This is a genomic window from Psychrobacter sp. UBA2514, from assembly GCF_002341255.1.
Lineage (GTDB): Bacteria > Pseudomonadota > Gammaproteobacteria > Pseudomonadales > Moraxellaceae > Psychrobacter > Psychrobacter pacificensis.
On record NZ_DDNS01000045.1, the window covers coordinates 18,921 to 32,573 of the forward strand.

Here is a 13,653-nt window from a genome sequence, read left to right on the forward strand (position 1 = left end):
AATAACGCGCAACTCTGCACCTAACAATGGCATACCTAAGAAAAGAAGAGCATATAAAATACGCTGCAAGCCCTATGCCATATTAACGATCAAACTTTGCAACAAGCACTACTTAAGACGCATACCTATCGATCAAGGCATTAATTTGACTCACACATGAACCGCAGTTAGTCCCTGCTCGACATGCCTTTCCAACCGCGTGGGCACTCATACACTGCTGCTTGGTAATTGTTTCGATAATAATATTCTCTCCAACAGCCATACATGAACATACTAATGCACCTGGATCAACATACCCTGTCGCTGGACGACCTGCCAGCAACCACTTATAGCGTTGATTCTCTGGTATCGCATCAGTACTGGCAAAGCAATTGTTAAGCCAATGCATACTGGGTAGCTGCGCCACTTGCGGCGCAAAACAAATGCTGAGCAGTAGCTGATCGCTTGGTATGTCAGACTTTGACGTACTAATCGATGCCCGATCTATCACTTTAGTATTTGCCTCTACCTGCGTCGAGACGAAGCGAAGCTGCTTTGCTTGCTTGCTGCAAGTAAAGGCACTATTGATCGATTTATCGGTGAGAGATGCTTGATAGGTATTGATAAAGTTTTGCCAGTACTTAGGGTCAAGCAGTTTACTGATGACTTTGTCTACAGGACTGGCTAAAGTAATCAAGACGCTATTGGTTTGACGACTTAAACTCCATGTCAATGCGGGTAATGAGTTTGATCTTTCAGAAATTGTATTTGTATCAGAAGAAGGTATCAGCACTCCTTGATCCTCAGGCTCTTTCTCAAAATCCAATAAAGTTTCACGCAGATGCACTATCATGGTGTCTTGTAGATCAGGATGCACCAAAATCTTGCCATAAGTTTTCATCGGTACAGGCATCACGCTGATTGCAGAATTTTTTAATTCAGGCTGTCCTGAATGTGGATCAACGACTGTTGGGATCAGCGTACCTACGCGAGCAAAACGAGCAAAGGCGTTGCTCCAATGCATCGGCATAAAGGCATCGCCTGCACTCATACTGTCGCTGATGGCAACTTGGGCGAGCACCTGACTGTCTGTAGTGGTGCTCGCGACCGTACGCGGCGGCTGGCTATTTATTGATAAGTTTTTCTCATAGCAGGGACGTAGCTGTACATAATCGCCTTGGTCAACACCGAGCTGCTTGGCATCATTTGGATGTACGGTGAGTGTTGGTACAGACTCGTGTTGGTTGAGCTGCGGTGCAAGTCCTGTGCGCGTCATCGTATGCCATTGATCGCGAAGCCTACCTGTAATCAGCCGTAGGTCTAATGCTCCTGAGCTATTCTGATGAAACGTATGACTGCCGTTATTTTTTTTACTATGAGCGCTTTTCAAGCTCAATCGTTGCGTATGCCTATTGGGTATACTGGCGTGACTGGGAGGCGTAATGGCAATAAATTTCGTTTTGCTAGGTGTAATACGTGCGCCGCCCCACTGAAACGGTGTCATGACATCATATGCGTCATGACTGAAAGAGAATACGTTTTTATTTTGCTGCTTAAGATGGTTTGGGCTTTCCTCTATCGATGCTATCGCCCCTACTACCATTGGCGAAAGATCTTTTGCTAAATTAAGATGGCGCGGTTGATTGTTTTCTGATACATCTTGGCTGGTATCATTTCTATAAGCTGTCAGAGCGATATGCTCATTAAATATATCCCTAGGATGCTGATAATCAAACCCTGTCAAACCCATGCGTTTAGCGACTTGCGATAGTATCCACCAGTCAGGCTTTGCTTGTCCGAGTGCAGGCATTAACGCCCGCTGGCGCGAGATGCGGCGCTCCGAATTGGTCACTGTGCCTGATTTCTCCCCCCAACCCTGTGCAGGCAAAACAATATCTGCACACTTAACCGTATCGCTGTCGACGGAGCAGTCAGATACAATCACCAAATCACAGGTAGCCAATGCGCGGCGAAACTTATCAGCCTCAGGCAAGCTGACGACAGGGTTGGTCGCCATAATCCAGATGGCTTTGATACGGCCATCTAGTATGGCATCAGCAGCATCGCAAGCTTTTACCCCAACTTCTGCGGCAAGCGGTTGCGGCGCTTGCCAAAAATCAGCCACCAAATGACGATGCTGCTCGTTGTCTAGGTCTAGATGCGCGGCAAGCAGGTTAGCTAATGCACCGACTTCGCGCCCACCCATCGCATTTGGCTGACCGGTGAGTGAAAACGGACTTGCACCTACTCGGCCCACTCGCCCAGTATACAAGTGAGTATTGATAATGGCATTGACCTTGTCGGTACCACTTGCAGATTGGTTGACACCCATGCTAAATGCCGTGACGGTTTTATCATTTGCAGCGACCAGCGCATAAAACTCCTGTACCAGATCCGCACTGATACCACATGCCGTCGCCACTTTATCAATCGTCCATGTTTTTGCGGCCTCTAAGGCGGGCTTAACATCATGACACTGCTTAAGATAGTCTTTATCACCACAGCCTTCTTGCTCAAGATAATGCAGCAGTCCGTTATATAAGTGCGTATCCGTGCCAACAGCAACGGGCACGTGCAAATCGGCAAATTCACAAGAATCAGTACGACGCGGATCAATCACGATCAGCTTTTTATTAGGATCACGCTTTTTGGCGGCTAAAAACCGTCCGAATAAGATAGGATGACACCACGCCATATTGGATCCCACCAGCACCAATAAATCACAAGACTCTAAATCTTCATAATTACTAGGCACTAAGTCTGCACCAAAAGCACGCTTATGCCCTGCAACCGCTGAGGACATACAAAGACGCGAATTGGAATCGATATTATTATTACCAATAAAGCCTTTAATGAACTTATTGGCAACGTAGTAATCCTCAGTAAGCAGCTGCCCTGACACATAAAACATTACGCTGTCACGCCCGTGTATCGCGATAGTGTTATTCAAACGACTGGCAATATCATCCAATACTGCCTCCCACGCGGCAGGCTGCGTATCTGTCGGTTGTCCTTTTGCTATTGTTCGCTGTTTGTCTTGATAATAAGGCTGAGTCAACCTGCGTTCAGTGCCCAATGTTTGTGCCAATGCACTGCCTTTTGAGCAGAGTTTGCCGAAGTTTGCTGGATGATCAGGATCACCTGTCACGCTGACTACACCTGCCTCATCGATGTTTGCTAGTACGCCGCAGCCTACGCCGCAGTAAGGACAAGTGGTACGAATAGGACTGATCAAATCCTCAGTGTAAGTTGTAATGCGAGAGGACGGTACGACACTGAGGGCTTGATCGTCATTTAAGATGGTGCTGCTCATGAGGCCTCTCCTATTAGGTGTGCGTCACTTGGCACGGCAGATTCGGGCTCAGCTGCTTCTATTTTCCCTACATCGCAATAGGCTTCGCCAAAGATAAGGTCTTCTTTTATCGAGGATATGTCACTGCCATCAGTGATCAGCTGACTATAAAACCCGCTTTCACTCACATCACCGTATAGTACCGTGCCAATCAGTTTGCTTTCTTTAATGTAGAGACAAAGATAATGATCGAGGCTCGTTTGCTGATAAACCACGCGCTCTATCTGTGCCATTTCACTATCATCAAAAGCAATCTGACCTGCTGAAAAAGCGGCGATGCCAGATACTTTTAATTTTAAAGATAAAGGCTTGCTGATAAAGGGACGCCAGTGGTTTTTGTATTCGGTTATTCGTGAGTCACTACTAAGTCTCCTACTACTTGAGATGTGTGGCGCTTTTAGGACAGAAACCAAAGTATCCACCTGTTGGTTGACAGGGGCTACCATACCGAACAGCTCACCATCCAGTTCTATACACTCACCAATCGCATAGACATGAGGACAGCTTGTATGCATAAAGTTATCTACGAGGATACCTCGGTTAACCTCAAGACCGCTTTGCTGGGCCAGTGTCGTATTGGGGATGACACCAACGGCCATGACAATAAAGTCTGCTGGCAGTGTGCGGCCATCCTTTAACAACAGACCATTAACCTCGTGTTGATCATTGACCGTAATACATTCTGTGTTGGCTAACACCTCCAGCTTGACACTTCGACTGAAGAGCTCTGCTTGTAGCAGATGAGCGGCGGGCATATCAAGCTGTCGGTTGAGAACATGACTATCGACATGAACCACTGTCATATCTGCCCCTTGAGACGCCAAAGCACAAGCGGCTTCCAGACCCAGCACCCCGCCACCAATGACAAGACCCTTTTTTGCTTGGCGCGCGTACTCCGTCAATACCTGCACATCAGCAATCTCTCGAAATACATGAACCCCCTTAGCATCATGATTGGCAAAAGGGATGACGCGAGCTTGTGAGCCAGTAGCAAGCACCAGCTCGGTATAATCCAGGGTTTGTCCATCACTCAATTTGACACGCTGCTTATTGGTTTCGATTGCATCTACCGACGTGCCAGCTAATACCGTGATACCCAATTGCTCATACTCTGCTAGCTCGTATAAATATGTCTCTTCAAAAACCGACTCTCCTGAGAGTACGGGTGACAGCATGATACGGTTGTAGCCCACTTGCGGTTCTTTGCTAATCAGCGTGATGGGTAAATGAGCTGCGCCTTTTTCTTGGCTGCTTTGCTGCTGGGCACGTGCCAGCTCAATGGCAAAACGACTGCCTGCCATCCCAGCGCCTATAATAACGATGCCCGCAGTAGTCTGACGTCTAGAAGAAGAAGCATTGGTAGAGAAAGCAGTATGGTTTGGTTCTGGTGAATCAAGTGACATAGGAAAATCATTCCTTAGCCGCAACACGCAGCGTTGAGTAAAATGGCTTGTCGTACTATTTACGTTTAACAAGGTTTTATGAAAAATAAATCAGCAACGATATGATAATGACAAATTGAATAAAGCAAATGCTGTGCCAAACCAATAAGGGATGACGTATGATCAGCGGTTCAGGGTCTCTGGTATTGTTACTATTATCGGGATTAAAGTCTTGTAAGAACTCGCCAATCGCTTGATACCTTGCCTGCGTACTAGAGTGCAGTGCACGCATCAACGCTTGCTGGCTGGTAGCGGGCACTCGGTTTTGACGCAGGCGCTCGGCAGGTACGATCAGTGAGGCGGATGGGTTCATCAACTCTTGCGAGCTAAATGGTAGCTCACCTGTAAGTAACTCATAACCAATCACGGCAATGGAAAACAAATCAGAATGCACGCCTTTTGGGGCATCGGTGTAATATTCTGGTGCAGCGTAGTGCAAATCGCCATTAGGAGGACGCGTACTGTCTTTTAGTATGGAGGAGCTAGCAGAGCCAAAGTCGATTAACTTGACCGCACCTGATTGAGTTAATAATATATTTTCAGGCTTGATATCTTGATGCAGTAGATAATTCCGATGCATCACACGGACTGCCATGCCGATCTTAGTGAGTAAATCGTAAGTTTGCCAAATATCACAAGGGGCTTGACGATCCATAAAAACTCGTAGGCTCTCCCCTTCGATATATTCCGTTAAATGATATAAATAAGTACTACTGGCAGGCACTGGGTAGTAGCGCAAAAGCCCCGACGCATTAGACGCATTGAAAGTAGTATTCAGTTTTTTAGAGACATCACTGGTTAAAAGAGCGTCATGGGAGGATACGCTATTGGGGTTCACTTGATTGTAAGCGGGTTCACCAATACGTTTGTGCTTGGACAGGCTCAAACCGATTTTACGTTCCTTTAAAAACTCACGTAGATAATGCCCATCAGCAATGACATTGAGACTTGGCGATTTCAAAACAAATGCATGCTGATCGTTATCCTCTACTAAATACACCTCACTGCGAGCCGTACGCGCGATGATTTTTTTGACCACAAAACTATCAATCTGTGCCCCTACTGCCAAGCCCGTTGGTAAGCGATAGTGATTGATATCCTGAGCGTGACTACTGTCGCTATCCACACCCTGATCAAGCGCAATGCCGTTATCTGTTTCTCGGTGCGTTTTACTCTTTATGATTTCATCGTTCATACCGAGCATGATTACACTGAGATTATCGTGGCTACCCTCGCTAAAGGCGTGCTCACATAAACGCTGGCTCATCTGAAGATGGTCGATGATTTGATTGGGACATGCCACTGATTGGTGCATAGCCTGTACCGCAGCACACAGCTCAAACTGTAGCTCTGCTGGCGTAATTGACTCATAAACCCCATCGGTCATGAGCGCCAAACACTCGTTTTGGTGCAAAGTGAACACAGATTGTTGCAGCTCCACTCGTGTGTCAGCACCGATAGCAGCAGACAGGGCTCCTTTATCCCGTCCGTGGTGGATATGATGGTCTTTGGTCAATAGCACCATACTGTCGATACCGATACGATAGATACGAGAATCGCCCGTATGAAACAGATGAATACGGTCGCCTATGCATAGCAATCCTGATAAAGTCGATAATAAAGCTGGCAGGCGCTCATACGCTTGCGGGAAATAAAGCGCATCATTGGCTTGGTGCACCGCCTCCTTAATCACGATGGCAACTTGATCGTCATCAAAGCGGTGTAGTAGATTTGGCGATTGCTCTTGCGCTTTGCTTGCAGAGTTTCTTTGCGATTCGCTTGATGCCTCATTTGCTTGCACCCTATCTGTCTGTACCATCTCTGCAAGTTTTGAGGTGATATAGTGTGTCACTGTGTTTATCACTGACTGACTGGCTTGTTTGGGAAACTGGCAAGCACTGACCCCATCAGCCATTAGCACCAATAAAGGCGCTGTAAAAGAGGGATGATCGCCACTATGCGCTGACGATGATGAAAAGGATGATAACGATGGGAACCCATAAGGCAAGCAGGTCGTTATGAGTAGGCTATCTTGGTTCTCAGCTTTGCGTCCTGCCATCGTAAAAAAATCAGGCAGCCACAATGCAACGTCCGCATCATGGCTGCTTACTTGATTTGTTTGTTTAGGCGCTTGTTTGACGCTCTCATGCATAATTTAGCTCACTTGTATTTGAGCAAAGCTGCCATCTGGCATCTCTTCAATGATGACGCCTTCAGGCTCTTTTAATAAAAACAGCGCCAAGAAGCCAACCACAGCCGTTGCAGCAATCACAAAGAAAAACACCTGATACGATACCAGACTCAGTACGGTCAAATAGATCACTGACCCGACGTTACCGTAGGCGCCTGTCATCCCTGCAAACTGCCCGGTCATACTACGTTTAATCAAAGGAATCACAGCAAACACCGCACCCTCACCCGCCTGTACAAAGAAAGAGCAGAACATAGTAATCAACAGCGCAAGCGCGATCGGCCATGAAGAGTCAACGATACCCATCAACAGATAACCAACAGCCAAACCTGCGGTGAGAATCAAAAGAGTGATTTTACGACCGAATTTATCACTCAACCAGCCACCGCCAGGACGCGACATCAGATTCATAAAGGCGTAGCTTGATGCCAAGACACCTGCCATGACAATCGATAAGTTAAAAGTCTCTTGATAAAAAAGCGGCAACATAGATACCACGGCCAACTCTGAGCCAAAAGTCGCAAAGTATAAAATATTCAAAATACCGACTTGCTTAAAGTCATATCGGTGAGCTTTTGGCACAGGTGTGGTAAATACTTCCTTATTAAAACGATAACTACTGATAAATTCATAAACATATAACACCACCAACGCAATATAGACAATGTTGACACTTGCCTGACTCAGCAAACTCACACCAGCTGGTGATAATTTCCACGCCAATAAGCCCAATGCCAAATACATAGGCAGTTTAAATACCATCATGAGCCAGAAGTCACCTGATGAAGTCACCATCATGGCACCCGATTTTTTAGGTTTGAAATATGTGGCGCCCTTAGGGGTATCACGTACCATCTTATAAAAAATCACACTATAGAGCAGCATAACCATCCCTGAGGTAGCCGTTGCATAACGCCAACCTTCCTCACCGCCAAAGACGGCAGCGGCCGCAATAGCGACTGTCGGTAGTAGCAGTGCCGCGGCGGCAGAGCCGAAATTTCCCCAGCCCCCATAGATACCTTCAGCTGTACCCAGCTCATTGGCAGGGAACCAGTCACTCATGAGACGAATGCCAACCACAAACCCTGCACCAACAAAACCCAATAAAAAGCGTGATAGGGCTAGCGTATTGTAGTCTTGTGCAAAAGCGAAGGTGAAACAGGGAATTGCCCCAATGGCTAAAATTGCAGTGTAAACAAGCCGAGGACCAAAGCGATCGGTCAACATGCCAATGATGACCCGAGCTGGGATAGTCAAGGCAACATTTAATATCAATAAAGTTTTTACCTGGTCTTTGGTGAGGTTCAAACTCTCTCCAATCGCAGATAAGAATGGTGCATGGTTAAACCACACAAAAAAGGTGAAAAAAAACGCCATCCACCCAAGATGGAGAATTTTGTTTTTACCGCTAAAAGAAAAGATATTCAGGTTGTTTTTATTTGGCACATCAGGTTTCGATAAAGGCATAGACGATTTCCTCAAATGGCTAACATTAAAGTTATAAAAACACGTTATGAGTCAGAAACTTATCAGTTGCGACCATTAAGAGAGTGCAATGGATGTGCCAGCTGCAAATATAAAATTGACATAGATATAAAACATCATCTTTTTTAATAGGGCTACGCTTTGTACCAGATGGCTCTAAAGGCATCCCAATTAAATAATATTGCTTAGATAAAACTAAGTTACCTCTCGATTAAGTAAAGTAAGCGATGCACCTTTAAAGTGACAATCAAAACCAATTTGGTGCATTTTCGCAACTATTTTGGTGCATAGAATATAAATGATAGTTGCTAAAAAGATTATGTTAAGCAACTACTTATAACAGAAAATAGTATCGCCAAAAGTACTGGCATGACCTTATAAACTGGTAAGGCTACATATTTTTTAACTATATAAGGGTTCGATAATTGAATGTCATTAATTGTGTTTGGCACGATTATTGAGGGCTTAATAGTTATAGGCATCTAAGTATTAACGACTATCTATCATTGAACCATCTAAAAATTAACTTGCGACTTTTGGATGGGACATTAGATGAAAGTATTTAAGCAAACCCATTACTGAGGATAGGCATATGAGTAGCACTATAGTAAGTACGATGAATAAAGCTAAATTAGTGGTGATTGGTAACGGTATGGTGGGACATCACTTTATCGAGCGAGCCATAGAGCAAGGCTTACACGATCAGTTTGAGATTCACGTATTTGCTGAAGAGGATCGCCCAGCTTATGACCGGGTGTATCTATCGAGCTATTTTGAACATAAAGATGTGAGTAAACTAAACTTAGTGGACTTGAGCAGGTATGAGGATGCGCAGATTCAGTTGCATCTCAATCAGCGAATCACAAACATCGATGCCGCCAATCAATGTATCAGCACGGAAGACGGTACCCAGATAGACTATGCTGAATTGGTATTAGCAACAGGCTCCTATCCGTTTGTGCCGCCAATTCCAGGGCGCGAGCATCCGCACTGTCATGTCTATCGTACGATTAAAGATTTGGATGATATTCTCAGTACTGCTGAGAAGCCAAAAGTCAAAAAAGGTGTTGTGGTCGGGGGTGGCCTGCTTGGCCTTGAGGCAGCCAAGGCCCTAGTCACACTAGGATTAGAGACTTACGTAGTCGAGTTTGCGCCTCAGCTGATGGGTGTACAGCTCGATGCTGCTGGCGGTGATATTTTAAAGCGTAAAATTGAAGGCCTTGGCGTCAAAGTACTAACAGGTAAAAATACTAAGGCCATTATCGACAATACCCTATCGGATGAAGCATCGTGTCATTTAACCATGCAGTTCGCTGATGATACCTCATTAGATACCGACATGATCGTCTTTAGTGCGGGTATTCGTCCGCAAGATGGCATTATCAAAAGCAACCCTGAATGCGGTATTGAAATCGGCACCCGTGGCGGTATTCTGATTGATGAAGCCTGCCGTACCAATGCCCCGAATGTATATGCCATTGGAGAGTGCGCCGTATGGGACAACACCGTTTTTGGCTTGGTCGCGCCAGGTTATAGCATGGCCAGTATTTGCGCCGCTCAAATTGCAGGCGATCACGCTCAGACCTTTACAGGCGCTGACATGAGCACCAAGCTCAAATTGATGGGTGTAGATGTGGGCAGTATCGGCGATGCGCACGGTGCAACAGAAAACAGTTTGAGCTATTTATACCAAAACCCTGCTGAGGGTATCTATAAAAAACTGGTAACCACAGCGGATAATAAGCGGCTACTGGGCGCTGTATTGGTAGGTGACACTGAGGATTACAACAATCTCTTGCAGCTATTTCTAAACGATATTGACCTGCCTACCCATCCTGAAAGCCTGATCCTACCCAACGTAGAAAAACCCACCATGGGTATCGAGAACCTGCCCGATAGCGCCACGATTTGCTCTTGTTACAACGTCACCAAAGGTGCTATTTGTGCCGCCGTTGAAGACGGTGCCTATACCATGGCAGAGGTAAAATCATGTACCAGTGCCGGTACAGGCTGTGGTGGCTGTGCGCCCATGGTGAAAGACACATTAGGTTATCAACTAACCGCGCTTGGTTTTGAAGTCAATAATGATCTGTGTGAGCATTTTGCTTACTCGCGTCAGGAGTTGTATAGTTTGATTCGAGTACAAGGCATTAAGACATTTGATGCGCTATTAGATGAGCACGGTAGTGGTCATGGCTGCGAGATTTGCAAACCAACTGTCGCCTCTATTTTGGCGTCTTGCTGGAATGATTATGTACTCAAACCCGAACTCACGCCACTGCAAGACAGCAACGATTACTATCTAGGCAATATTCAAAAAGATGGCACTTATTCGGTCGTGCCGCGCGTGCCTGGCGGTGAAATCACTGCGGATAAACTCATCATACTCGGACAAGTCGCCAAAGAGTTCAATCTGTATACCAAAATCACTGGCGGTCAGCGCGTCGACTTATTTGGCGCACGTTTAGACCAACTGCCCGATATCTGGACCCAACTGGTAGATGCTGGGTTTGAGACAGGGCATGCTTATGGTAAATCTCTGCGTACAGTGAAATCTTGTGTGGGCAACAACTGGTGTCGCTACGGTGTCGATGACAGTGTGGGTTTAGCACTTAGACTAGAAGACCGCTACAAAGGAGTACGCTCACCACACAAAATAAAAATGGGCGTATCTGGATGTACCCGTGAGTGCGCTGAAGCGCAAAGCAAAGATTTTGGAATTATTGCCACTGAAAAAGGCTGGAATCTCTTTGTCTGCGGTAATGGTGGCATGACCCCGCGTCATGGCGAGCTATTCGCAACGGATCTTGATACGGATACAGTTGTCAAATATATCGACCGTATTATCATGTTTTATATCAAGACCGCAGATAAGCTTCAACGTACCTCTAAATGGCGCGAGAGCCTTGACGGTGGACTTGAGTATCTACAGGCCGTTATTATTGAGGACAGTTTAGGTATCGCTGAGGAGCTAGAGTCACAGATGCAACTCCTCATCGACAACTATGTTTGTGAATGGAAAGCCACCATTACTGATAGTGAAAAGCTCAAACGTTTCCGTCATTTTGTTAATAGTGAACAAGGCGATGACAATGTGGTATTCGTCACTGAGCGAGAGCAGATTCGCCCTGCAACCGATATGGAAAAGACGCAAATAAAAGTGACCGAATTGGCGTAATCTTAACGTGTCGGCGTCTATTAATATTAGACGCTAAATAATATTTTTTGTTATTGGTCTCATTTATATTTTACTATTAAGGATCTTCTGATGGCTCAGCTCACTGTGTGCAAAATCAATGATATTATTCCCGAAACAGGTGTCTGTGCGCTCGTAAACGGAAAACAAGTGGCTATTTTTTGTACCAAGCAGACACAGTTATTTGCGCTTGATAATTATGATCCGTTCAGTCAAGCCAACGTCTTGTCTAGAGGTCTGATTGGCGGCACGACTATTACCAACGAGGATGGCTCTGCTGAAAATGTGCTATATGTCGCCTCACCTATTTATAAGCAGCGCTTTAATCTTGTCACAGGTCAATGCTTAGATGATGAAAACATTATACTCGACACGTATAAAGTCGAGCTTGAGGGGAGCGATGTCATCGTAAAATATAACTAGGTATTTGTGTGTCTAGCACATACTACCTTCTAGACTATTTAAGCAGCCTTCGGCTTTAAGAGTCGAAGGCCGTTTTATTCTTCATCAAACCTTTTGTCATTCCCTAATAAATTAATAAAACTGATATCTGCTAGGAAGTTATCGATATTAAACAAGACTAGAAAAGCTATTTGTGACCATTTATAAATAAACACTAAAATGATAATGCACATTTATCACATAGGAGTAAGATATCTTGCTTTATTTTCTACAACCAATAACTGCACAGTAGATGTATAACAAAGTCTAAGCGCTTTTATCATCTTGAGCAATCAGCTTGAGCTCTATGTTGGTCCCCTGTACATACAAAGAAGATCTTGTAGATGCAACCCTCTCATAAAGTTAAGACTTCCTTATCGTATCGAATATTTTAGACCTTCATAATGGAACCACTCATATTATGTCACTGAATGGGTTGTCTCTATTACCGCTTATTTGTATACTTTATTGCTGCCATAGCAGACTTGAACAATATAGTTTTTATCATAAAACCAATTCATAACTCGTACTGCGCCCTGATGCTACGGATTTTTGCATCATATCCTTCTCTATTAAATCATTAATATCTCTTAGTGCCGTGTCTATAGAACACTTAGTCATGGTCGCCCATTTTTTAGTGGTAAGTTTGCCATAAAAATCAGTCAGCAAAATATTTAACATCTTCACTTGCCTATCATTTAAAGCATGCTGTCGATGCGTCTGCCAAAAGCCTGCCTTATTGATAATTTTATCCGTGGTTTCTTGAGCTATAATGAGGGATTGCTCTAGCGTTTGCAAAAACCACACCAGCCAATCCGTGATATCTTTATCACCTTTTTGCGTACGTTCTAGTATTTTGTAATAGTCGTTGCGCTGTTTAAGAATTTGCGCTGACATACTATAAAAGCGTTGGGCACTGTTATCGCTTTTTGCCAGCATTCGTTCTGTGAGTGCTCGTGTTAGTCGTCCGTTTCCATCATCAAATGGATGCAGAGTCACAAACCATAAATTGAGCAACACCTGCTTTTATGACCAAATCTATATCGTCTTGCTTATTTGACGAAGTATTAAACCATAATAGAAACTTGTCTAGCTCATCTGGCAACCTATCTGCACTGGGGGCAGCAAAATGAACCTGCTCACGACCATACCCACCAGACACTACTTGCATTGGTCCTTTACTATCATCACGGATACTGCCTGCTTGAATACGATAAAGCCCACTATATCCATTTGGAAATAATGCTCGATGCCATCCGAGTAGATCATCTAATAATAACAGTTGTTGATAACGATAGGTGGCACTTAGCATCATCTCTACCATTGCATCGATCTCACGAGTAGTGGTTGGCATACTGGCATTATCCAGCCCTAAGTGCCGCGCAACTGAAGAACGAACCTGCTCATCATTTAGCGTCTCACCTTCTATCTCAGAAGTTTTGATAATCTCTAAGGTCACCGCATCTAATTGTGCCTCAACATTCAGATCGAACCCTAGTGTTAGTAGCTTTCCTAATAAACGGCCTTGTAATATCCGCACACGACTGACGAGTGGCAATAGCTTCTT

The 13,653-nt window shown here is 44.8% G+C and carries 8 protein-coding genes; 2 read left to right on the forward strand and 6 right to left on the reverse strand.

Annotated features, from left to right (window positions below):
* Positions 1–112: 112 nt before the first annotated feature.
* From B3V51_RS11155 to B3V51_RS11170, 4 genes are all read right to left on the reverse strand, one after another.
* Positions 113–3,292, reverse strand: coding sequence for a nitrate reductase (locus tag B3V51_RS11155; RefSeq protein ID WP_186474051.1), 3,180 nt, complete (start codon positions 3,290–3,292; stop codon positions 113–115).
* On the reverse strand, positions 3,289–4,734 hold the full coding sequence (locus tag B3V51_RS11160) for an NAD(P)/FAD-dependent oxidoreductase (protein WP_212564302.1): 1,446 nt from the start codon (positions 4,732–4,734) through the stop codon (positions 3,289–3,291). Before B3V51_RS11160 ends, B3V51_RS11155 begins: the two co-directional genes overlap by 4 nt.
* Positions 4,735–4,810: 76 nt before the next feature.
* Positions 4,811–6,925: a bifunctional protein-serine/threonine kinase/phosphatase gene (locus tag B3V51_RS11165; RefSeq protein ID WP_223333122.1), complete on the reverse strand. Its 2,115-nt coding sequence runs from the start codon at positions 6,923–6,925 to the stop codon at positions 4,811–4,813.
* A 3-nt stretch (positions 6,926–6,928) separates the two neighbouring features.
* Positions 6,929–8,431 (reverse strand): NarK family nitrate/nitrite MFS transporter, encoded by a 1,503-nt coding sequence (locus B3V51_RS11170; protein ID WP_212564301.1) that lies wholly within the window; start codon positions 8,429–8,431, stop codon positions 6,929–6,931.
* A 610-nt stretch (positions 8,432–9,041) separates the two neighbouring features.
* On the opposite strand from B3V51_RS11170, the gene nirB reads away from it, so the two are divergent.
* Complete coding sequence (gene nirB / locus B3V51_RS11175; protein ID WP_286708430.1) at positions 9,042–11,627, forward strand: nitrite reductase large subunit NirB; 2,586 nt, start codon at positions 9,042–9,044, stop codon at positions 11,625–11,627.
* Between the two features lie 90 nt (positions 11,628–11,717).
* Positions 11,718–12,068 (forward strand): nitrite reductase small subunit NirD, encoded by a 351-nt coding sequence (nirD, locus tag B3V51_RS11180; protein ID WP_186474045.1) that lies wholly within the window; start codon positions 11,718–11,720, stop codon positions 12,066–12,068.
* Positions 12,069–12,590: 522 nt separating this feature from the next.
* Here the strand turns inward: nirD and B3V51_RS11185 are convergent.
* Together B3V51_RS11185 and B3V51_RS11190 are read right to left on the reverse strand one after the other, a co-directional pair.
* The gene (locus B3V51_RS11185; RefSeq protein WP_286708432.1) at positions 12,591–12,983 is read right to left on the reverse strand and encodes a Fic family protein; all 393 of its coding nucleotides are present in this window, start codon (positions 12,981–12,983) and stop codon (positions 12,591–12,593) included.
* 82 nt (positions 12,984–13,065) lie between these two features.
* On the reverse strand, positions 13,066–13,653 hold a 588-nt coding region (locus B3V51_RS11190), incomplete at its 5' end, for a DUF4172 domain-containing protein (protein ID WP_286708431.1).